The sequence below is a fragment of the Planococcus sp. CP5-4_YE genome, assembly GCF_019042655.1.
GTDB lineage: Bacteria > Bacillota > Bacilli > Bacillales_A > Planococcaceae > Planococcus.
The window spans coordinates 414,249-434,688 of the sequence record NZ_JAHPZO010000003.1; the positions used below are offsets into that span (position 1 = coordinate 414,249).

A 20,440-nucleotide genomic window follows, 5' to 3' on the forward strand; every position below is an offset into this window, starting at 1 on the left:
TCAACTCTTTATCCCTCCAGCTCATCTCTAAACCTTTTTCGGCAAACAAGCAAAAAAGCAGCAAGCTATTTACTCAGCCTACTGCTTTTTTACGAACGTTCTTTTAGCCATTTCTTCAGCGATCAATCGGAACGTCGTTAACTTATCATTGAAATCATAGGCCACGGACACGATCATCACTTCATCGGCACCATATTCCTCGCCAAGCGCTTCCAATTGATCTACCACATTCACAGGATCGCCGACGACCATGCGCCGGCGGTTATCCGCAACGAGCAGTTTTTCGAACTTCGAGTATTCGTATGCGGCTGCCTGTTCTGGAGGCGGCGTACCGTCAGACGGCATGCCCTGTGCGCCCATCGCAAGTGACAGGTCGAGTGAAGACGCAACATATTCCGCCTGTTCACGAGTTTCCTGGCAAACCGCGAAAATCGCAAAACCGGTATACGGTTCATTGCCTTTATGGGGAATGAAATTTTTTCTGTAGTTGGCTGCAAAGTCCTGCCCGCCTTCGCCGTTGATGAAGTGGGCGAACATATACGGAAAGCCTTTTTCTGCGGCCAATTGCGAAGACCCCTCGCCTGAACCGAGCATCCAGATCGGCGGTGCTTCAAGCGGCACCGGGGTTGCAGTCATTCCATAATAATCATGCGACTCCGGAATGCTGTTTTCCAAATACATGCGCAGCTCATCCAGCTGTTCAGGAAATCGCCCCGCATCCCGCAAGCGGCCATTCGATAAAGCGAACGATGCTCTCGGCATGCCGCCTGGCGCACGGCCCACTCCCGCATCGATACGCCTAGGATACAGGCTCTCCAATAAATTAAAGTTCTCGGCCACTTTAAATGCCGAATAATGCGGCAGCATGACACCGCCAGAACCCAAACGGATCGATGAAGTCCTGGCACCGATATGGCTGATCAGGATCTCCGGAGAAGAGCCCGCCAAAGTTTTGGCATCGTGATGTTCCGATACCCAAAAGCGCGTATAGCCCCATTGTTCTGCGTGTTGCGCCAACTGGACCGTATCGGCTAAAGCTTCGCTGGCTGTCTGGCCTTGCGAGATCGGGGATTGGTCTAATATGCTGAAGCGAAGTGGCATCTTAATCTTTCCTTTCTATCATTTAATACAGAGGCTGATCATGAAGTGTTATTGACTGCGGCGGCTTTTCTCGGATTCCGCTGCCGATTCGGCAAAGCATAGCGTCGACCGGAAAATTTCGTCCCGTTCCGGTTCCTGCAGCAGGTCATGGTAGCAAAATGGCCATTCCTTGAAATGAAATTCATTGACCGCTTGCTTGGACAGCCAAGTGCGACCAGCTGTCGTCCGCGTAATCAAATCGCGCTGCCCTACGTGGAGCATGATTGGAATATCCTGAAGCTGCATTTGTGCTGCTTGTTCCAAATAGCTTTGCAATTCCTTCCACCAGGTCGGTGAACTGAGTGATAAGATTGCTCGATCGGCACCCGCCGGTTCGTCCTGGAACTTGCGTCTCGTCAAATGGCGCAATTCGATGCCATGGTCGATTTTCCCTTTTCCGGTAAGCTTGCTGATGCCCGACAATGCAAGTGTTGGCTTGCTCGGCACTTTTTGCAATTCAAACCATGGCGACGTGACAATAAGCGCTGCTATCGGATGGCGGTTTTCAGCAAGGGCATGGATGGCAATCGCTGCTCCAAGCCCGTGTCCCGCGAGTACAATCGGCAAGTCATTTCCCGCTGCCAATCGCAGCAGCTCAGCGGCTGTTTTATCGTACTCGAAAAATTGTTCGCGGTGCACAGAATCCTCTGCTGCTTGTGTCCCATGTCCCGGCAGATCGCCCATATAGACGTGGAACCCGCTCCTGCGCCATTTCTCGATTTGCCATGCATAGCGCTTATGCTCCTCGTATGCACTGTGGATCAACACGATAACGCCTTTTGCATCGCCTTCCGCTTGCCATTTCCACATAATCCGCGCCTCCCCTATACAGCTTGATCGATTGACCTTTTCCGTTGTTTTGATACGATTAGAACTAATTACATCTTATCAATGATAAAGGAGCTTTGCCATGATCTATCCATATAAAGACAAATCACCAAATATTGACAAATCCGCATTCATTGCCGATTATGCGACCGTCACTGGCGATGTGACGATCGGCGAGAACTCCTCTGTATGGTTCAACACCGTCATCCGCGGCGATGTTGCCCCGACCATTATCGGAAAAAACACCAACATCCAAGATCTGTCGATGCTTCACCAAAGCCCAGGCAACCCGCTCATCCTAGAAGACGATGTCACGATTGGCCACCAGGTGACGCTTCATAGCTGCACCGTCAAAAAAGGCGCGCTGGTCGGCATGGGCTCGATCATTTTGGATGGTGCCGAGATCGGCGAAGGCGCATTTATCGGTGCTGGAAGCCTCGTTCCACAAGGAAAGAAAATCCCGCCGGGCACGCTGGCTTTCGGCCGGCCCGCAAAAGTGGTGCGTGAACTGAACGAAGCGGACAAAAAAGATATGGAACGCATCGTCAGGGAATACGCAGAAAAAGCCGCTTACTACAAATCACTTCAATAGAAAAAAGCAGGCGGAAAAATATCCGCCTGCTTTTTATTATGCGTTCGCTTGTTGTTTCAAAGCATCCGCTTTGTCGGTACGTTCCCACGGAAGATCGACATCCGTGCGTCCGAAATGGCCATAAGCCGCTGTTTGCTTGTAGATCGGGCGGCGCAAATCGAGCATTTTGATGATGCCCGCTGGACGCAAATCGAAATTCGCGCGTACCAGTTCGATGAATTTGTCTTCGCTGACTTTTCCTGTGCCGAACGTATCGACCGCAATCGAGACCGGATGGGCCACGCCGATTGCGTAGGCAAGCTGCACTTCACATTTATCAGCAAGGCCAGAAGCGACAATATTCTTCGCCACATAACGTGCTGCATAAGCGCCGGAACGGTCGACTTTTGTCGCGTCTTTACCGGAGAAGGCACCACCGCCGTGTCGCGCGTAGCCGCCGTACGTATCGACGATGATTTTACGGCCCGTAAGACCGGCATCGCCTTGTGGTCCGCCGATGACGAAGCGGCCTGTCGGGTTGATGAAGTATTTCGTTTCAGCATCCAAAAGTTCAGCTGGCACAACTTCATTGATGACGTATTCTTTCAAGTTGCGCTGGATTTGCTCCAACGATACTTCTGGATGATGCTGTGTCGAAATGACGATCGTATCGACACGCACAGGTTTATTGTTCTCATCATATTCAATCGTTACTTGTGTTTTTCCGTCTGGACGGAGATACGGCAAGATTTCTTCTTTGCGTACTTCTGCCAAGCGGCGTGCAAGTTTGTGGGCCAAGCTGATCGGCAATGGCATCAATTCTTCTGTTTCGTTTGACGCATACCCGAACATCAAGCCTTGGTCGCCTGCTCCGATTTCGTCCAATTCCTTATCGGTCATCTGGCCTTCACGCGCTTCGAGTGCCACGTTGACGCCTGCAGCGATATCTGCCGACTGCTCGTCGATCGCTGTCAATACTGCACTCGTCTCGGAATCGAATCCGTATTTTGCACGGGTATAGCCAATTTCTTTTACCGTTTGGCGAACGACTTTCGGGATGTCTACGTATGTAGATGTCGTGATTTCGCCAGCAACAAGGACGAGTCCTGTCGTGACGGTCGTTTCGCATGCGACACGCGCATTCGGGTCTTCTGTTAGGATCGCATCCAGGATTGCGTCTGAAATTTGGTCGCAAATTTTATCCGGATGGCCCTCTGTTACTGATTCTGATGTGAATAATCGACGGTTTGTCAAAAAAAGTTCCTCCTTATATCCTGCGAGATTGCTCTCGAAATTGATACGGTACTCATTTTCCCATGTCAAGTCCGTTTCCGTTTAAGGAATTGAACTTCCAGCTTTTTCAGCCTGCACACGAGGATTAAGGGCATTCCAAAAAAAAATCCCTTCTCTCATCTTAATACATGAGGAAAGGAATAATCATCATAAGCACCTTTCACTCTTATCGTCCAAGGCATTCGCCTTGCTTCAGGTTGGGCACCATCGCTGCAAAACAGCAGGTTGCCGGGTTTCATTGGGCCTGCACCCTCCACCAGCTCGGAATAAGAGTATCCGTTCAATTTCCCATCATACGGAATGCAGCAAGTACTGTCAACGTTTTTACCGGAAACGATTATCAGACTTTTAAGCGTGCATCTTTTTTTCCTATATGAATGAACACAAATCATCAACATTGACAGATTTCTAGTTAATAGTATAGACTAATCGCATCAATGTGTTATACTAATGTTCGAATATACATCTTCCCCATTCATTTGGGAATAAACGAAAAGGAAGGTACATATATATGACTTCAGTGAACCTAGCAAATGATTTGAAAGAGCTTTTGAACGGCTCGAATATCAATATGCAATTATCCGTTCCCCAATTGGTGGAAGCTGCTACATCCCGTGGGGAGGCAGTTTTGACGCGTGAAGGCGCTGTCAAAGCGGAAACTGGCAAATATACTGGCCGTTCGCCTAAAGACAAGTATATGGTAGACGAGACGATTTCAAAAGACAAAATTGATTGGGGCAATGTCAACCGCCCAATTTCCGCTGATATCTTTGAAAACCTATACGCTAAAGTCATCAATCATTTGAAAGAAAAGGACGCTTTGTACGTCTTCAAAGGTTTTGCCGGTGCAGATCCTGAATCACGCCTTGCGATTCAGACAATCAATGAATATGCATGGCACAACCTGTTCGCGCATCAATTATTCATCCGCCCGACTGCGGAAGAATTGAAGGCGCATGAAGCTGAATTCACTGTCGTTTACGCCCCAACGTTCCACGCAGATCCTGCGGTGGACGGAACGGATTCCGAAACCTTCATCATCGTTTCGATGGAAAAGAAAATCATCTTGATCGGCGGTACGGAATACGCAGGCGAAATGAAGAAATCCATCTTCTCGATCATGAACTACATCCTTCCTGAAAAAGGCATCCTGCCAATGCACTGCTCAGCGAACGTCGGTAAAAACGACGATGTCGCTTTGTTCTTCGGCCTATCGGGCACAGGAAAAACGACATTGTCGGCTGACGAAGACCGCAAATTGATCGGCGACGATGAGCACGGCTGGTCCGATAACGGCGTCTTCAATATCGAAGGCGGCTGCTATGCGAAAACAATCAACTTGTCACGTGAAAACGAACCACAAATTTTCGATGCCATCCGTTTTGGCTCAGTGCTTGAAAACGTAGTCGTTGATGAAGATACCCGCATTCCTGATTACGATGACGGATCGTTGACAGAAAACACGCGTGCAGCATACCCGATCGATGCCATCGATAATATCGTCGTCCCGTCTGTTGCAGGTCATCCGAAAACGATCGTCTTCTTGACGGCTGACGCATTCGGAGTCTTGCCTCCAATCAGCAAATTGACGAAAGAACAGGCGATGTACCACTTCCTAAGTGGCTATACATCGAAACTTGCCGGCACAGAGCGCGGCATCACCTCACCAGAAGCGACATTCTCGACGTGCTTCGGCTCACCGTTCCTTCCGCTTCACGCGACCGTATACGCGGAAATGCTCGGCGATAAAATCGATGAGCACGGTGCAGACGTCTATCTCGTTAATACTGGCTGGACTGGCGGCATCTACGGCGTCGGAAGCCGCATGAAACTGTCCTACACACGCACAATGGTGCGCGCGGCGATCCGCGGCGACTTGAACGGCGTGGAGATGGAACATGAATCGGTCTTCGGCTTGAACATGCCAAAAGAAATTCCTGGCGTTCCGACTGAAGTATTGAACCCGCGCAATGCATGGGCTGATAAAGAAGCTTATGACCAAAAAGCACAGGAATTGGCGAAGAAGTTCAAAGATAACTTCGAAAAATTCGGCACTGTGGATGCTGGCATTAGCCAAAAAGGCGGTCCTACCCATAATTGATCCATCATAAAAGGACGAAGAGAAATGAACTATTTCTCTTCGTCCTTTTTTTGATTTCACTTTCATACACCGCGCTTAGCCTTTAGCCTTTGTTTGATTAAGACCAGCTTAGGTTAAATATTCTTTGTGCTTCTCCTGCTCTTTCATCCATACCGTCAGCGCCTTTGCGGTTTTGCGATTTGCCGTAGGAGGGAAAAAATGTGTGTATTCCGGGAAATACCAAGTTTCATACGGCTGATGATTGAGCTGCAACGCTTCTTCCAACAAAAAGGCTTGCTGGGGCGAAACATTGTCGTCTTTCAAGCCATGAATGATCAGGTAAACGGCATCGCTTTCCCCGATGCGCATGAGTGGGTTGCGCTCCTCATATGCTGGAAGCGCAGTATTCGGCGTCCCGCCGTAAAGACGTTTCATCATACGGCGCATATCCAGCCTCTCTTTGTACGTCAGCACCGTATCCGTAACGCCTGCCCACGTCACCACAGAACAAATATCGCTTCTCAGCACCGCGGTCCACAGCGCCATAATGCCCCCTCTTGAAAATGCCAGCAAATGCACTGGCCCTGCACTGAATTTTTTCAGCACTTCCACGGCATTCACGGCATCATAGCGGTCGTCGCCTGCAAACTCATCTTTTCCTTCGCCGCCGCGATTGCCGCGGTAGTAAGGGGCGAAAACGGTAAATCCCATTCCCGCAAATTGAGCGATCCGTGCCGGCCGCACCATGCCGATGGACTGGATGCCACCGCGCAAGTACAAGATTCCACTCTCGGCATCATCTGTTTTCGGCTGCGCCAGTAAGCCTTTAATACGCAAGCCTTCAGACCAATACGTCACTTCCCGCAAGCGCACGTTCGGATTCGGTGACGGATACCATCTCATTGATTCAATATCACCATTTTTCAACAGTCTTCACCTTCTCTATAATCGCTTCCATGCCCACGTCACGCATCAGGAAGCTGTAATTTTCATCGATCACAAGTTCAGGCACCAGCACCGGGCCGTCAGTTTCCATCCACTTCACTTGCTTGATGTCCTCAATAGTGGCTGTAAATACCGTTTTGCTGAAAGCTTTATCGGTATAAACCGTATATTCTGCTAGCCATTTTAATTTATTCACGCTGGCTCCAGTTTCTTCGAATACTTCCCGCTTCGCCGCCTCGTCGAGCGATTCGCCTGGTTCGGCTTTGCCACCGGGAAATTCAAGTCCGCGCACGGAATGCCTCGTCAACAGCCAGTTTCCGTTATACTTTGCTATGACCAGCACATGCCGGCTTTCAATTTGTGACTGTCCTTTTTCAAAAAATAAATGGCAATTACAGCCGTTCAAGTCTTTATATTCCATCAAACAACCTCCCGGCTTCAGAAAAAGCGTACAACCGGCTAACGGTCGTACGCCCATTTCTTCTATTTTACTTCTTTTCGCCGAGAAATGCAGACAGCATCCAAGAATGCTTCTCTAAGTTTTGATGGATGGCATTCAGCATATCCTCTGTCATGTCATCGCCGTCTTCAGCAGCAAGTTCCATGCCCTTTTTCAAGGATTTCATGATCTTGTCGTAATCGGAAACGATGGTATCGACCATCTGCTCCGCGCTCTCGCTGCTGGTCGCTTCATCTACGACCGATAGTTCCAGCTGCTCTTTCATTGTCGCTACCGGTTTGCCTCCAAGTGCCAGCAGGCGTTCCGCAATTTCATCCATATGAAGGGTCGCTTCGTTATACAGCTCTTCAAACTTTACATGCAAGGTAAAGAAAGATGGCCCTTTGACATACCAGTGGAAATTATGTAATTTCGTATAGACCACTGACCATGTCGCGACTTGTACGTTTAATTCTTCATTCAATGCTGTTGACACAATTCATCACTCTCCATTTTTTGATAAGCTCTTCTGCTTTATAAATACCTCTAAAAGCCCTACAATAAACATCAACGAACCGCAACCAAACAAGAAAAGAGTGGAATCACGATGAAAACTGCATTAGTGAAGCTGTTCCGTTTTTATCAACGCTTCATCTCCCCGCTGTCGCCGCCAAGCTGCAGATTCTACCCGACTTGCTCCCATTACGGGATCGAAGCGGTGGAAAAACATGGCGCATTAAAAGGTGGCTATCTCGCCATGCGCCGCATATTGAGCTGCCACCCATTTCATAAAGGCGGAGTGGATTTTGTCCCGGAAGAATGGCCCCCTAAAAAATAGGCGGGTTTTTTTCTTGTGTTCATGAAGATTCTATTGTATGATTCTAAGAGTCAATAAAACGTAACGATTACATTTTATGAACTCACATCAAACTTGGAGGGACATTTTATGAAGAAACTAGCATTATTTGCAGGTATAGCACTTATTTTATTATTGGCCGCATGCGGCAGCGACACAGAAACCGACAGCGGGGCTGAAAGTGAAACGGCGGAAGGGAAACTTGATGTATATGCGACCGTTTACCCGCTCGTCTATTTTACAGAACGCATCGGCGGCGAGCGTGTTGACGTCAAGTCGGTATACCCGGCTGGTGCCAATGAACACAGCTTTGAACCGACCCAAAAAGACATGATCAATATGGCGGATGCCGACCTGCTCTTCTATGTCGGTTTAGGGCTTGAAGGCTTTATCGACAGCGCACAGGAAACGCTGCAAAATGAAGACCTCGAATTTGTCGCTACAGCAGATAGCATCACGGATGAACGACTCGAAGCTGCTGCTGGTGAACAAGCCGAGGCCCACAGTGAAGACGAGCATGGGCATGAAGAGGAAGATGCTCATGAAGAAGACGAACATGCTCATGAAGAAGGGCATGATGAAGAGGCAAGCCATGAGGAAGAAGGTCACGAAGGCCATGACCACGGCTCCACCGATCCACACGTCTGGATCTCGCCAGTCTTGAGCCAAGAACTCGCCGCTTCTGTCCGTGATGCTCTAACGGAGAAAGATCCTGAAGGTGCGGAGGAATTCAACAAGAATTATGAAGAACTCGTCGCTGAACTAGAAGCGCTTGATGAATCGTTCCAAAACTTGGGCGAAAAAGTCGAACGCGACACCTTCTTTGTATCCCACTCAGCATTCGGCTATATTGCAGCACCATACGGTTTTGAACAAGTCGCTGTCGCAGGATTGAATAGCCAAGACGAACCGTCCCAGAAGGAACTCACGGAAATCGTCGACATGGCGCGTGAAAAGGATATTCAATACATCATTTTTGAACAAAATGTTTCGTCGAATTTGACGGAAGTCATCCAAAACGAAGTCGGCGCCGAAGCGATTGAAATGCATAACTTAGGTGTCCTGACACAGGAAGACATCGACAATGACGAAACTTATTTCACCTTAATGGAAAAAAATCTCCAAGCACTGGAAACGGTCTTGAAATAACAAAAACTCGCCGAATAATCGGCGAGTTTTTATATTTTAAGTTCGTACCCGATGCCTGGGCTGTCGCTTAGCTTGATTTCCCCGTTCTCCACACGGATTTCTGGAGAAATGATATCTGTCTGCCAAAAATAAGTTGAGTCTGAAAAATCACCTGTCAGTTTCACTTCCGGCAGCGAGGCAAGCGCCAGATTATGCGCCTTGGATATGCCGAACTCGATCATGCCACCGACCCACATCCCGATCTGTTCATTTCTGCAGAACTCGACAACTTTCAAGGTTTCAGTCCAGCCGCCGAGACGCCCCATCTTCAAGACAACAATATCCCCCGCTTGCTGCTCCGCCATGCGTTTTACGTCTTCGAGACTATGGATGCTTTCATCCAGGCAGATTGGCGTTGTCATGTTTGACCGCGCCATCCGGTGGGCTTCCCACTCTTGTTCTCCGTAAGGCTGTTCAATTAGCGCGAAACCCGCCTCGTCAAATGTCAGCAACTCTTCCAAAGCGCGTCCCGAAAAACTGCCATTGGCATCGGCATAGAACGAGATCTCTGGATTAGACGCAACAAGCTTTTTCAATAAAGCCGCATTCGAATCAGGCGAAATCTTCAGTTTGATGCGCCGGTACCCACTGCCGATCGCCATCTTGACATTCCGGAACAATTCATCGCTCTTTCCTGCGACGACTACGCCGGCAGGAATCGAAGCAGAGACACCGCCGACAAATTCATACAAGGGCACAGCATTCCGCTTGGCAAATAAATCCCATACAGCCATTTCCACAGCCGCTTTTGCCATATGATTGCCTTTGACTTTTGAAAATAAACGCGCCGCCTCAGCCGGTTGCTCCAATTGCTCATCTATCAAGAGCGGGGCCAACACCTGCTCCATCACAAAACGGCTGCCTGTCACGGTTTCTTCTGTATACCAAGGCGTATCGAATGCGACACATTCGCCGTAACCCTCTCGCCCTTCAGCGTCTCGGACAACTACCACCGTCACTTCCCGTTTCTCGACTTTCTGCAATATAGTAATGAAGGGCTGGTTCAATTGCTGTTTCACTTTGTGGAATTCAATGCCGGCAATTACAGCCATGTCTTCAATTCCCTTCTGAGCAGTTTATTCGAGGCATTCCGCGGCAACTCATCCACTATGCGAAATAATTTCGGTACTTTATAGCCAGCCAGCTGTCCCCGGCAAAATCCCTCTAGCTCATCCACTGCTTGTAGATCATCGAGCACGACAAAAGCTGCCGGCACTTCCCCCCATGTGCTGTCCGCCATCGCGCAAACCCCGGCTTCCCGTACGGATGGATGGGCCATCAACACTTTCTCGATTTCTGCCGGATAGACGTTCTCCCCGCCGGAAACGAGCAAATCCGAGCGTCTGTCAACAACGAATAAAAATCCTTCTGCATCCAAATACCCGATATCCCCGGTTGCTAGCCAGCCATCTTTTTGCACGTCCCGGTCTTCGAATTTGCCGATATAGCCAGGTGTCACTTGAGGCCCTTTGATAAGAATCTCTCCCGCTTCCCCTGTCTTTGCCCCATCAATTTTTACCTGATATAAAAATAGCGGCTTACCAGCAGAACCGTTTTTCGTTTTCGCATCAGCCGGATGCAAAGTCGTCGTCTGCGAAGACGTTTCGGTCATGCCGTAAGTTTGGAGCACTTGAATGCCATGCGCTTCCGCACGCTGCAAATAAGAAACCGGTACCGGGCCGCCGCCTGCAAGAACTTGCTTAAAACGCGGGGACACGCGCAGTTGCCGCTGCTTGATTTCCCGCAATACTTGGTCAAGCGTGACAGCGACCACCGAACTATGCGTCACTTGCCCTTTACATAATTCATCCGCACACGCCGCAGCGTCAAATTTCTCATAAAGCCGGACACCCATTCCATAGACTAGCGAACGCATTAAAATCGAGAACCCGCTGATATGGAATAAAGGCACTGTGCATAGCCAGACATCGTCAGGAGACACACCCAAATTCAGCGCAGAAGACACCGCGCTCGAAAAATGGTTTTCAGCAGTCTGCCTGACCCCTTTCGGATTTCCCGTCGTTCCCGATGTATACATGATCGACACGGTCCGGTCTTTCGCCCATTCTGCCTGCAAATTAAAGTCCACAGATGGCGCCTGCCCCAATTGTTCAAAAGAAACCGGCTGCGATGCCGCCACTTTTTCGAATAACTCAGCACCGACGAATACTTGGTCCACCTTTGCATCTTCAATCTGATACACCAGTTCTGCTCCGGCCAGCCGTTCATTGAGCATGACCATTTCACAGCCGATATGCAGGCAGCCGTAAATGACAAATACAGCTTCAGCATTCGATTTAGCGAGCAAAGCGACACGCGAATGCTCTGTAATGCCAAAATGCGCCAGCTTTCCGGCATAATCGAGTGCGATCTTGTTCACCTCTGCAAAAGTCCATTCTTCCTCGCCGAACGATAAAGCCAATTGATTTCCCGTCAAATAAGCGCGCTGCGAAAGCCAATTCGGATAAGTCATTTTCAAAATCCTTTCTTTTACAGTTAATCGATTGAAAAAAAGCTGCCTCCGAAGAAGACAGCTCTTTTCAAACTCATATAATCAAGGGAAACGCGGGAATTGGCCAAAGTCCGGTTTGCGTTTTTCTTTAAACGCATCGCGGCCTTCTTTCGCTTCATCCGTTGTGTAATAAAGCAAAGTCGCATCGCCAGCCATTTGCTGAAGTCCAGCAAGGCCGTCCGTATCCGCATTCATTGCCGCTTTGACGAAACGCAGTGCAGTCGGGCTCATTTCAAGCATTTCTTCACACCATTTCACGGTTTCGTCTTCCAATTGCTCGTAAGGCACCACTGTGTTCACGAGGCCCATATCAAGCGCTTCCTGTGCATCGTATTGACGGCACAAGTACCAGATTTCACGTGCTTTCTTATGTCCGATAATGCGCGCCAAATAGCCTGAGCCATAGCCTGCATCAAATGAACCAACACGCGGTCCAGTTTGGCCGAAGCGTGCGTTGTCCGCAGCAATCGTCAAATCACAGACAACGTGAAGCACATGTCCGCCGCCAATTGCGAATCCAGCAACCATTGCGACAACCGGTTTCGGAATGACGCGGATCAAGCGCTGCAAATCCAGGACGTTAAGGCGAGGAATTTCATCTTCCCCGACGTAGCCGCCGTGTCCGCGGACGGATTGGTCGCCGCCTGAACAGAATGCTTTTTCGCCTTCGCCTGTCAAGACGATGACGCCAACATCCGAGTTGTCGCGTGCGCGTGAAAACGCATCGATCAATTCATGCACCGTTTTCGGGCGAAACGCATTACGCACTTCCGGACGGTTAATGGTGATTTTCGCAATCCCATTATATGTTTCGTATTTAATGTCTTCATATGTAAGTTCTGTAACCCATTGACGTGTTGACATACTAGTCCTCCTCATTAATTCCATTTATTCGTTCCATAACCATTGTAGCAAATTCAGCCGGTTTTTCCACATGAATCGCATGTCCCGCTGAAATGATGCAGTGTTCTGCGTTTGGCAAGAGCTCCTGCATCTCACGCGCAATAGCGCAAAACTTCGGATCTAACTCACCGGTGATCAGTAAAACCGGCATCTTTAATTCCGGCAAACAGCCCCAATAAGATTGCTGTGAACCTGTCCCCATGCCCTTCAAACTATTCGACAAGCCTTGTGCAGTTTGTGCCAGCCGCTCTTGCTTCACTTGCTTGCGCACAGATTCTGGTAAGGATTTCTGGCTGTCGAACAACGGGATGTTCTCCCACTTCCCAGCGAATTGCTCTATGCCGCCTTCAAGAATGTTAAAGGCCAACTGGGCATCCTGCTCTCGCCGCTTTTGTCTTGCCGCTTCTATTTTCAAGCCAGGTGAAGCACTCTCCAACACAAGCCGCTCGACCTTCTCTGGAAATTCACAAGCATATGCAAGCGCCGTGCGCCCGCCCATCGAATAGCCGAGCAAAGTGAATTTCTCTAACTTCATCTTTTCAAAAATGAAGTCAAGATCATCCAACTGCCGCTCCATCGCATAACGACTTTCATCTGCCTGGCTTTCCGTCTGGCCATGCCCGATTAAGTCGATTGCCACAATCTGGTAGTCTCTCCAGTTTTCAACGACAGGTTCCCAAGTCGCAGTGCTGCCCGTAAAGCCATGGAGCAAGACCAGGACAGGGCGATCTTCGTCCCCCGACACCTCAATATGGTAGCGAACTCCATTTGCCATCAATTCCATTTATTGAGCCCCTCATCCAGCCGGCTCCACAATTTCCGGTGAACCGTTACGTTATTCGCGCGGTTTGTTGCCACTTCAATGATGCGCACCGGTTTGTCTTTCGGTGTTCTAAGTGCCGACTGCAATTCTTCCACAGTCTTCGCTGAGTAATATTCCGCATCGTACATTTCAGCTGCTGCTTTGAACTGGATTCCTGTCGGCGTGCCGAAAAGTTCCTCGTAGTAGCGCTCTTCTTTTGACTGCGGCAAATAAGAAAATATCCCGCCGCCATCATTGTTCATGACAACGATCGTCATATCAGTAGCTTGCAGTTTCGATGCAAGCAAACCATTCATATCATGCAGCAAAGCCAAATCACCGATCAATAGATAGCCAGGCCGTTTATTCGCTGCCTGGATCCCGAAAGCAGTCGATACCACTCCGTCTATGCCATTGGCGCCGCGGTTGGCATAAATCCGGACGTCCCGTTGCGTCACCTGGAAATACGTATCTGCATCCCGTATCGGCATACTGCTGCTCACAGTTAAATCACACCCATCGAGCTCATCAAAAAAGGCTTTTGCCAATACGCCTTCATCCAATTCTTGCTGGCAATGGATAGACATTGCTTCTCGCAACAACTTCCCTGCTTTTTTCCAATGTTCCAAGTAAGGGCTTGGAGAGTTCGCTTCCAAGTTCAACTCCCACAAGGCAGAAAAATGCTGTTGGATATGATGCGTAACGACTGATTGCGGATCCCTGAACAAGGGACTTTCATCAATGACAACATATCTCGCCGGCTTGGTTTTCGACAAAAACTGGCTAAGCGGCTTGGAAACCGGCTGTGGCCCAATTCGTACGACCACGTCCGGCACTACACCCTCAGCAAATTCCTCGTTTTTCAACAAGGCATCATATGAATCAACGATGACATCCATAAAATCATCCGGTACATGCGACCGCAGATTCGACAGCGGATCGGCAAGCACTGGCCATCCAAGACGACGGATAAATTCCCATTGTTCTAATGAAATTTGAGCCGTATTTTCCCCGGCAATCAACAAACCGCGCGATTGGCTAAACACTTCTTGCAAAAACACTGTAGCCTCATCAGTCAACTGCTGGCCGCTTTCAAAACGATACAGTTCTCCTTCGCTGAGATAAGGCTGATCAAAATCGATGCCGAGTGGCTCGCGGAACGGCACATTCAAATGAACCGGACCCTTTGGCACGGTTTCAGCCATGGCTGCAGCACGTCCCAAATGGCGCTTCAAAAAATCCAAACGGTTGCCTTGCTCCGGCAACGGCAGATCAGCTGACCACTTGACATGGGATCCGAATAAATTAATCTGGTTAATCGCTTGCGGCGCCCCGACTTCACGAAGCTCATGCGGACGGTCCGCCGTCACGATGAGAAGTGGCACACGCGCGTAATAAGCCTCCACAATCGCAGGAAAATAATTGGCTGCGGCGGTCCCTGATGTACAAATCAAAATAACTGGGCTGTTCGAGGCTTTTGCCAAACCCAGCGCATAAAAACCAGCCGATCGTTCATCGATTTGCCGATATGTTTCTATGCCTTCCTGTTTCATTAAGGCATAAGCAAGTGGAGTCGAACGCGAGCCTGGGCTGATGACTGCTTTTTTTACCCCGGCTTGCTTCAGTGAATGCGTAAATGCCGAAACATATTCAGTTAAATACTCACGATTCGTCATGCAAATTTCCTCCCAGTACACGAAGCATAGGGCGGAACTTCACCCATGTCTCATCATATTCAGCTTCTGGCGTAGAATCTGCCACAATTCCGCCACCAGCGAATAAATAAGCTTTATCCCCATCAAGCAAAGCCGAACGAATTGCTACGGCGAATTCACCATCGCCTTTTGCATCAATCCAACCGATTGGTGCTGCATAATATCCTCTATTCAATGGTTCATATGAACGGATTAAGCTCAATGCTTGCTGTTTCGGCTCCCCACCGAGCGCTGGTGTTGGATGCAGCGCTTCGACCAAATCCAATAGCGAACTGCCATTTTTTAGCTCGCCTTCGACAGGCGTGTACAAATGCTGTATATCACGTATTTTCATCAGTTTTGGATTTTGTGGAATACGTGGATTCGAACAATGCTTCTGGAACACGTCGCCGATCATCTGGACAACATACTGATGCTCAGAACGGTTTTTCGAATCATTTAATAAGGCTTGCCCCAACATTTCATCCTGTTCAACGGATTGACCGCGGGGTGTGGAACCTGCCAAACACGTAGAAAGTGCTTTTCGCTGTTCCACTTTAACAAGCCGCTCGGGAGTCGCCCCGAAGAAGAATTGCTCACCAGCTTCCAACCCAAACAAAAAGCTCTCAGGCTGCTCATTCGCTGCTTGGTAAATCGCAGATGCAGGTGCTAAAGCTTCTTTAAAATATAGTTCAAGCGCTCTTGCGATTACTACCTTATCCACTTCTCCTGCACGGATTACATCTGTCACTTTTTCGATGGAACGCATATATTCGTCTTTTTTCAGTTCCTTCTTTTCTGAAACTGTGGGTTTTTGATATGTTTTTGGCTCTGAAACCTGCGCTCCATGAATCAGCCGGTCACGTTCTTTGCGCAACGCTTCAAAGTCCGTAAAACTGTTTGGCTGCTTAGTGATCAAATGGACACTGACATACGCTTGCTCCCCTTTAATAATGAGCTGGAACGTCGGTACAGCAAAATAAGCCTGCGGGAAATTTCGCCACTTGCTTGGCTGATCGTTCAAAGGATCGAATGAAAAACCGCCAAATAATACTGGTTGCACTGTTGTTTCTTCATTCACCAATTGAGCACTCAACGCTTTCCAGTCCTTCTGGATGCTACTGAAACGTCCCTTATAATCATCAGCCGTCAGTACATAAGCATGTCCAAGACCGACCATCGTAAAGGACTTCTCTCGGTTCTGCCAAAACATTCGCTTGCCTTCATATTGTTCTTGCCCAGCCTCAAAAAATGCCAGAGCGGACATCGTCGATACTTCAATGGTTTCTGTATAGAAGCGATAGCCGCTGAAGCGGTTCGCTTCCATCTGTTCAGTTGATGAATACGATTGTGAATTCACCGGATTACCTCCGTTTACTGCAGCATCAGATAGCTGCGATACATTTTAATCTCTACCTTCTATCATACCCCTTTCTTAGTAATTCAGCACAACATATGCTGTAAATGTCTGCGTTTTGAAGTACAATATAGGTTGGAAAGAAATGAATAGGAGAGATAGAAATGACACATTCCATACAAGCTGATAGCGGATGGCGCGTCTGGTGGCAGCTTACCCGCCCCCATACTTTAACAGCATCCTTCGCCCCAGTGTTTCTTGGTACAATGATTGCAATCCATTACACCAGTTTAAATTGGGCACTTTTTTTGGCCATGCTGATAGCGAGTTTGCTTATACAGGCAGCAACCAATATGTTTAATGAATACTATGACTTTGCACGGGGTCTCGACAATGAGGAATCTATTGGTATCGGCGGGGCTATCGTCCGAAATGGCGTTTCACCAAAAACCGTTTTAGCCCTGGCGTTCCTCCTTTACGGCATCTCTGCTGTACTAGGATTATATATTGCTGCTTCTACCAGCTGGTGGTTGCTTGCAGTCGGAGGCATAGGCATGTTAGTAGGCTACTTTTACACTGGAGGCCCATATCCGATTGCTTACACGCCATTAGGAGAATTGTTTTCAGGATTGTTCATGGGACTCCTCATCGTGATCGTCGCTTTCTATATCCAAACAGAAATGATCACCTCCACTGCTGTTATGTTAGCTGTACCCAGCACACTGCTCGTAGCTGCAATTATGATGGCCAATAACATTCGAGATATGGTCGGAGATAAAAAGAGCGGACGGCGCACGTTGGCAATATTAGCTGGCCGATCGGCTGCAGTCACTATTTTTATGTGGTTCTTTATTTTATCTTATGTTTGGATTATTTTATTAGTATTGCTCGGCATTGTCACACCCTGGGCTTTATTGGTACTACTAAGTGTTATTAAACCTATAAAAATAATCATGACTTTTAAGCGCTACACCGAACCAATGCAAGTAATGCCAGCTATGAAAGATACAGGTATTACAAATACTTTATTCAATTTCCTGCTGGCAATCGGTCTATTAGTAGACTACTTTTTATCTTAATCCCTTAAAGCTGATGGCGATAAGCCCATCAGCTTTTTATTATAGAAGCAATTAATAATAAGTCTTCTATATAATAACAGTGGTGAAACTATCCTGATTGCGATATATTGTATCTAATATATACAAAGTGGGGGGTTCTTATGAAACCAATTTTTTTGGGTCTTGCAGGAGCAATGTTTTTTGCGGTCACTTTTATTGTAAATGCTTTAATGGAAGCTCAAGGTGGCCATTGGATATGGAGCGCATCCTTGCGCTACATATTTATGATTCCTTTTCTCTTATTAATTGTGTCGCTTAGGGGCAATTTGCTTCCCCTCTTCCAGGAAATGAAGAAAGATAAAGTAAAATGGTTGTTATGGAGTTTCATAGGGTTCGGTCTTTTTTACGCCCCCTTATGTTTTGCGGCAGCTTACTCTCCAGGGTGGCTAATCGCCGGAACTTGGCAATTTACAATCATTGCCGGTACTTTACTCGCCCCTCTTTTTTTCATCAAAATTCATATATCCGGGCAAACAGTAATACATAGACAACGTATACCAATAAAAGGCTTATTATTTTCAATTATTATCTTAGCTGGAATAGCCCTTCTTCAACTTGATCACCTAACTAATGTTACTACTTCCACGTTACTGCTTGGGTTAGTGCCCGTTCTAATTGCAGCTTTCGCTTACCCACTTGGAAATCGAAAAATGATGGAGATTTGTGAAGGTCGGCTAGACGCATATCAACGTGTGCTTGGGATGACAATTGCAAGTCTCCCCCTTTGGTTGGTTCTCTCTATTTATGGTTTCTCGACAACTGGATTACCTTCTACTTCTCAAATTTCTCAATCTTTGATAGTTGCCATCAGTTCAGGAGTAGTAGCGACTGTCCTATTCTTTATGGCTACTGACATGGTCAGAATCAACATGTCAAAGCTTGCCGCAGTGGAAGCTACGCAATCTATGGAAGTTATATTTGCATTGATAGGTGAATTTTTTCTTTTAAGCATTGCATTTCCTTCTCCAATAGCACTTTTAGGCTTAATCATGGTCATACTTGGAATGGCAATACACAGTTTTGCTTCACGCAACGAAGAACAATTGAATACAGAAAAAAGCGTCATGCATATGAATGCATGACGCTTTTAATATGACCCCTACGGGATTCGAACCCGTGTTACCGCCGTGAAAGGGCGGTGTCTTAACCGCTTGACCAAGGGGCCAAATACTGGCGGAGAAGGAGGGATTTGAACCCTCGCGCCGGTGTTACCGACCTACACCCTTAGCAGGGGCGCCTCTTCAGCCACTTGAGTACTTCCCCAGTATGGCTCCGAAGGTAGGACTCGAACCTACGACCATCGCATTAACAGTGCGGTGCTCTACCACTGAGCTACTTCGGAATAATGGTGGGCCTAAGTGGACTCGAACCACCGACCTCACGCTTATCAGGCGTGCGCTCTAACCAGCTGAGCTATAGGCCCATTATTGGAGCGGGTGAAGGGAATCGAACCCTCATCATCAGCTTGGAAGGCTGAGGTTTTACCACTAAACTACACCCGCAATATGGTGGGTCAGGACGGAATCGAACCGCCGACACTTAGAGCTTCAATCTAATGCTCTACCGACTGAGCTACTGACCCACATATTTATAAAAAATGGCGGTCCCGACCGGGATCGAACCGGCGATCTCCTGCGTGACAGGCAGGCATGTTAACCGCTACACCACGGGACCATTTGGTTGCGGGGGCAGGATTTGAACCTGCGACCTTTGGGTTATGAGCCCAACGAGCTACCGAACTGCTCCACCCCGCGATAATAATATTAGAAAAAATTGTCCACTCATTTTAAAAAATGGAGGAGGAAGAGGGATTCGAACCCCCGCGGGATTTGACTCCCCTGTCGGTTTTCAAGACCGATCCCTTCAGCCAAACTTGGGTATTCCTCCGTGATAAATATTGAATGGTGGACCTTGCAGGACTCGAACCTGCGACCGGACGGTTATGAGCCGTCTGCTCTAACCAACTGAGCTAAAGGTCCTAAAAAAGTGGCGGCAGAGGGGATCGAACCCCCGACCTTACGGGTATGAACCGTACGCTCTAGCCAGCTGAGCTACGCCGCCAGGATCTTTAAATTGTATAGTTGGTGGAGCCTAGCGGGATCGAACCGCTGACCTCCTGCGTGCAAGGCAGGCGCTCTCCCAGCTGAGCTAAGGCCCCATAAAGTGGTCGGGAAGACAGGATTCGAACCTGCGACCCCTTGGTCCCAAACCAAGTGCTCTACCAAGCTGAGCTACTTCCCGACTAAATAGGATGATGACAAAAATATGGCGCGCCCGAGAGGACTCGAACCTCTAACCGCTTGATTCGTAGTCAAGTACTCTATCCAATTGAGCTACGGGCGCTTAATATAAAATTTTATAAAACAGTTGGTGCCGAGGACCGGAATCGAACCGGTACGGTAGTCACCTACCGCAGGATTTTAAGTCCTGTGCGTCTGCCAGTTCCGCCACCCCGGCGGGGCATTGGATAGATAAAAATTGGAGCGGAAGACGGGGGTCGAATCTCTTTCCTTTCCTTCCCTCCTTCCTCTTTTTCCTTTTTTTTCTCCCTCTTCTTCCTTCTTTTCCTTCCTCTTTCTTCCCTCCCCCCTCCTTCTCTTTTTCCCTCCTCTTTTTTCCTTTTCCCCTCTTTTCTCTTTCCCTTTTTCTTTTTCTTCCTTCTATTCTTTCCGGTTTCGGAAACATCCTCTTTCCTTCTCTTTTCTTTTTTCTCT

18 protein-coding genes, 15 tRNA genes and 1 riboswitch are annotated in these 20,440 nt (G+C 48.2%); of the genes, 6 read left to right on the forward strand and 27 right to left on the reverse strand.

Annotated features, from left to right (window positions below; translation table 11 throughout):
• Nucleotides 1-78 precede the first annotated feature (78 nt).
• Nucleotides 79-1,101: an LLM class flavin-dependent oxidoreductase gene (locus KTG14_RS06420; RefSeq protein ID WP_216970145.1), complete on the reverse strand. Its 1,023-nt coding sequence runs from the start codon at nt 1,099-1,101 to the stop codon at nt 79-81.
• Nucleotides 1,102-1,149: 48 nt separating this feature from the next.
• A complete protein-coding gene (locus KTG14_RS06425; RefSeq protein WP_216970146.1) occupies nt 1,150-1,950 on the reverse strand; it encodes an alpha/beta hydrolase in 801 nt (266 codons plus the stop codon).
• A gap of 100 nt (nt 1,951-2,050) precedes the next feature.
• On the opposite strand from KTG14_RS06425, the gene KTG14_RS06430 reads away from it, so the two are divergent.
• The gene (locus KTG14_RS06430) at nt 2,051-2,560 is read left to right on the forward strand and encodes a gamma carbonic anhydrase (protein ID WP_216970147.1); all 510 of its coding nucleotides are present in this window, start codon (nt 2,051-2,053) and stop codon (nt 2,558-2,560) included.
• 36 nt (nt 2,561-2,596) lie between these two features.
• On the opposite strand, the gene metK is transcribed toward KTG14_RS06430, so the two are convergent.
• Nucleotides 2,597-3,793: a methionine adenosyltransferase gene (gene metK, locus KTG14_RS06435; RefSeq protein WP_101190043.1), complete on the reverse strand. Its 1,197-nt coding sequence runs from the start codon at nt 3,791-3,793 to the stop codon at nt 2,597-2,599.
• A gap of 202 nt (nt 3,794-3,995) precedes the next feature.
• Nucleotides 3,996-4,105: riboswitch (SAM riboswitch) on the reverse strand.
• 238 nt (nt 4,106-4,343) lie between these two features.
• Here metK and pckA point away from each other — a divergent pair.
• Nucleotides 4,344-5,933: a phosphoenolpyruvate carboxykinase (ATP) gene (gene pckA / locus KTG14_RS06440; RefSeq protein ID WP_216970148.1), complete on the forward strand. Its 1,590-nt coding sequence runs from the start codon at nt 4,344-4,346 to the stop codon at nt 5,931-5,933.
• 108 nt (nt 5,934-6,041) lie between these two features.
• On the opposite strand, the gene KTG14_RS06445 is transcribed toward pckA, so the two are convergent.
• The 3 genes from KTG14_RS06445 to KTG14_RS06455 all read right to left on the reverse strand — a co-directional run bounded on the left by KTG14_RS06445 (nt 6,042) and on the right by KTG14_RS06455 (nt 7,792).
• The gene (locus KTG14_RS06445) at nt 6,042-6,842 is read right to left on the reverse strand and encodes an alpha/beta hydrolase family protein (protein WP_216970175.1); all 801 of its coding nucleotides are present in this window, start codon (nt 6,840-6,842) and stop codon (nt 6,042-6,044) included.
• Nucleotides 6,826-7,278: an NUDIX domain-containing protein gene (locus tag KTG14_RS06450; RefSeq protein ID WP_216970149.1), complete on the reverse strand. Its 453-nt coding sequence runs from the start codon at nt 7,276-7,278 to the stop codon at nt 6,826-6,828. Before KTG14_RS06450 ends, KTG14_RS06445 begins: the two co-directional genes overlap by 17 nt.
• Before the next feature lie 67 nt (nt 7,279-7,345).
• Complete coding sequence (locus KTG14_RS06455; RefSeq protein WP_112233757.1) at nt 7,346-7,792, reverse strand: Dps family protein; 447 nt, start codon at nt 7,790-7,792, stop codon at nt 7,346-7,348.
• Nucleotides 7,793-7,903: 111 nt separating this feature from the next.
• On the opposite strand from KTG14_RS06455, the gene yidD reads away from it, so the two are divergent.
• Nucleotides 7,904-8,134 carry a membrane protein insertion efficiency factor YidD gene (gene yidD / locus KTG14_RS06460; RefSeq protein ID WP_068868800.1) on the forward strand — a complete coding sequence of 77 codons (231 nt, stop codon included), beginning with the start codon at nt 7,904-7,906 and terminating at the stop codon, nt 8,132-8,134.
• Between the two features lie 108 nt (nt 8,135-8,242).
• Nucleotides 8,243-9,301 (forward strand): metal ABC transporter solute-binding protein, Zn/Mn family, encoded by a 1,059-nt coding sequence (locus tag KTG14_RS06465; protein ID WP_216970150.1) that lies wholly within the window; start codon nt 8,243-8,245, stop codon nt 9,299-9,301.
• Between the two features lie 29 nt (nt 9,302-9,330).
• On the opposite strand, the gene menC is transcribed toward KTG14_RS06465, so the two are convergent.
• The 6 genes from menC to KTG14_RS06495 form a co-directional block, all read right to left on the reverse strand.
• On the reverse strand, nt 9,331-10,392 hold the full coding sequence (gene menC / locus KTG14_RS06470) for an o-succinylbenzoate synthase (protein ID WP_216970151.1): 1,062 nt from the start codon (nt 10,390-10,392) through the stop codon (nt 9,331-9,333).
• Nucleotides 10,383-11,813: an o-succinylbenzoate--CoA ligase gene (locus KTG14_RS06475; protein ID WP_216970152.1), complete on the reverse strand. Its 1,431-nt coding sequence runs from the start codon at nt 11,811-11,813 to the stop codon at nt 10,383-10,385. Before KTG14_RS06475 ends, menC begins: the two co-directional genes overlap by 10 nt.
• A gap of 81 nt (nt 11,814-11,894) precedes the next feature.
• A complete protein-coding gene (menB, locus tag KTG14_RS06480; RefSeq protein WP_058381162.1) occupies nt 11,895-12,716 on the reverse strand; it encodes a 1,4-dihydroxy-2-naphthoyl-CoA synthase in 822 nt (273 codons plus the stop codon).
• A 1-nt stretch (nt 12,717) separates the two neighbouring features.
• Nucleotides 12,718-13,539: a 2-succinyl-6-hydroxy-2,4-cyclohexadiene-1-carboxylate synthase gene (gene menH, locus KTG14_RS06485; protein ID WP_216970153.1), complete on the reverse strand. Its 822-nt coding sequence runs from the start codon at nt 13,537-13,539 to the stop codon at nt 12,718-12,720.
• Nucleotides 13,530-15,233: a 2-succinyl-5-enolpyruvyl-6-hydroxy-3-cyclohexene-1-carboxylic-acid synthase gene (menD, locus tag KTG14_RS06490; RefSeq protein ID WP_216970154.1), complete on the reverse strand. Its 1,704-nt coding sequence runs from the start codon at nt 15,231-15,233 to the stop codon at nt 13,530-13,532. Before menD ends, menH begins: the two co-directional genes overlap by 10 nt.
• Nucleotides 15,220-16,611, reverse strand: coding sequence for an isochorismate synthase (locus KTG14_RS06495; RefSeq protein ID WP_216970155.1), 1,392 nt, complete (start codon nt 16,609-16,611; stop codon nt 15,220-15,222). The genes menD and KTG14_RS06495 overlap by 14 nt, the downstream gene beginning before the upstream one ends.
• A gap of 161 nt (nt 16,612-16,772) precedes the next feature.
• On the opposite strand from KTG14_RS06495, the gene KTG14_RS06500 reads away from it, so the two are divergent.
• Together KTG14_RS06500 and KTG14_RS06505 are read left to right on the forward strand one after the other, a co-directional pair.
• On the forward strand, nt 16,773-17,687 hold the full coding sequence (locus KTG14_RS06500; RefSeq protein ID WP_216970156.1) for a 1,4-dihydroxy-2-naphthoate polyprenyltransferase: 915 nt from the start codon (nt 16,773-16,775) through the stop codon (nt 17,685-17,687).
• A 140-nt stretch (nt 17,688-17,827) separates the two neighbouring features.
• A complete protein-coding gene (locus KTG14_RS06505) occupies nt 17,828-18,808 on the forward strand; it encodes a DMT family transporter (RefSeq protein ID WP_216970157.1) in 981 nt (326 codons plus the stop codon).
• A gap of 11 nt (nt 18,809-18,819) precedes the next feature.
• Here KTG14_RS06505 and KTG14_RS06510 read toward each other — a convergent pair.
• The 15 genes from KTG14_RS06510 to KTG14_RS06580 form a co-directional block, all read right to left on the reverse strand.
• Nucleotides 18,820-18,891: transfer RNA gene (locus KTG14_RS06510), tRNA-Glu, on the reverse strand.
• A 6-nt stretch (nt 18,892-18,897) separates the two neighbouring features.
• Nucleotides 18,898-18,989 (reverse strand) — tRNA-Ser (locus tag KTG14_RS06515).
• A 4-nt stretch (nt 18,990-18,993) separates the two neighbouring features.
• Nucleotides 18,994-19,068 (reverse strand) — tRNA-Asn (locus tag KTG14_RS06520).
• A 4-nt stretch (nt 19,069-19,072) separates the two neighbouring features.
• Nucleotides 19,073-19,149, reverse strand: a tRNA-Ile gene (locus tag KTG14_RS06525).
• A gap of 5 nt (nt 19,150-19,154) precedes the next feature.
• Nucleotides 19,155-19,228, reverse strand: a tRNA-Gly gene (locus KTG14_RS06530).
• 4 nt (nt 19,229-19,232) lie between these two features.
• Nucleotides 19,233-19,308, reverse strand: a tRNA-Phe gene (locus KTG14_RS06535).
• A 16-nt stretch (nt 19,309-19,324) separates the two neighbouring features.
• Nucleotides 19,325-19,400: transfer RNA gene (locus tag KTG14_RS06540), tRNA-Asp, on the reverse strand.
• Between the two features lie 3 nt (nt 19,401-19,403).
• Nucleotides 19,404-19,480, reverse strand: a tRNA-Met gene (locus tag KTG14_RS06545).
• 40 nt (nt 19,481-19,520) lie between these two features.
• Nucleotides 19,521-19,613 (reverse strand) — tRNA-Ser (locus tag KTG14_RS06550).
• Between the two features lie 15 nt (nt 19,614-19,628).
• Nucleotides 19,629-19,705 (reverse strand) — tRNA-Ile (locus KTG14_RS06555).
• An 8-nt stretch (nt 19,706-19,713) separates the two neighbouring features.
• Nucleotides 19,714-19,787 (reverse strand) — tRNA-Met (locus tag KTG14_RS06560).
• Nucleotides 19,788-19,808: 21 nt separating this feature from the next.
• Nucleotides 19,809-19,884, reverse strand: a tRNA-Ala gene (locus KTG14_RS06565).
• A 6-nt stretch (nt 19,885-19,890) separates the two neighbouring features.
• Nucleotides 19,891-19,967: transfer RNA gene (locus KTG14_RS06570), tRNA-Pro, on the reverse strand.
• Between the two features lie 25 nt (nt 19,968-19,992).
• A tRNA-Arg gene (locus KTG14_RS06575) sits at nt 19,993-20,069 on the reverse strand.
• Between the two features lie 25 nt (nt 20,070-20,094).
• Nucleotides 20,095-20,183 (reverse strand) — tRNA-Leu (locus tag KTG14_RS06580).
• Nucleotides 20,184-20,440 lie beyond the last annotated feature (257 nt).

Bases quoted from the DNA above. Each gene is read 5' to 3' on its own strand.
- KTG14_RS06420 (WP_216970145.1), bottom strand. From the start codon at position 1,101: ATGCCACTTCGCTTCAGCATATTAGACCAATCCCCGATCTCGCAAGGC.
- KTG14_RS06425 (WP_216970146.1), bottom strand. From the start codon at position 1,950: ATGTGGAAATGGCAAGCGGAAGGCGATGCAAAAGGCGTTATCGTGTTG.
- KTG14_RS06430 (WP_216970147.1), top strand. From the start codon at position 2,051: ATGATCTATCCATATAAAGACAAATCACCAAATATTGACAAATCCGCA.
- pckA (WP_216970148.1), top strand. From the start codon at position 4,344: ATGACTTCAGTGAACCTAGCAAATGATTTGAAAGAGCTTTTGAACGGC.
- KTG14_RS06450 (WP_216970149.1), bottom strand. From the start codon at position 7,278: ATGGAATATAAAGACTTGAACGGCTGTAATTGCCATTTATTTTTTGAA.
- yidD (WP_068868800.1), top strand. From the start codon at position 7,904: ATGAAAACTGCATTAGTGAAGCTGTTCCGTTTTTATCAACGCTTCATC.
- KTG14_RS06465 (WP_216970150.1), top strand. From the start codon at position 8,243: ATGAAGAAACTAGCATTATTTGCAGGTATAGCACTTATTTTATTATTG.
- menC (WP_216970151.1), bottom strand. From the start codon at position 10,392: ATGGCTGTAATTGCCGGCATTGAATTCCACAAAGTGAAACAGCAATTG.
- KTG14_RS06475 (WP_216970152.1), bottom strand. From the start codon at position 11,813: ATGACTTATCCGAATTGGCTTTCGCAGCGCGCTTATTTGACGGGAAAT.
- menB (WP_058381162.1), bottom strand. From the start codon at position 12,716: ATGTCAACACGTCAATGGGTTACAGAACTTACATATGAAGACATTAAA.
- menH (WP_216970153.1), bottom strand. From the start codon at position 13,539: ATGGAATTGATGGCAAATGGAGTTCGCTACCATATTGAGGTGTCGGGG.
- menD (WP_216970154.1), bottom strand. From the start codon at position 15,233: ATGACGAATCGTGAGTATTTAACTGAATATGTTTCGGCATTTACGCAT.
- KTG14_RS06500 (WP_216970156.1), top strand. From the start codon at position 16,773: ATGACACATTCCATACAAGCTGATAGCGGATGGCGCGTCTGGTGGCAG.
- KTG14_RS06505 (WP_216970157.1), top strand. From the start codon at position 17,828: ATGAAACCAATTTTTTTGGGTCTTGCAGGAGCAATGTTTTTTGCGGTC.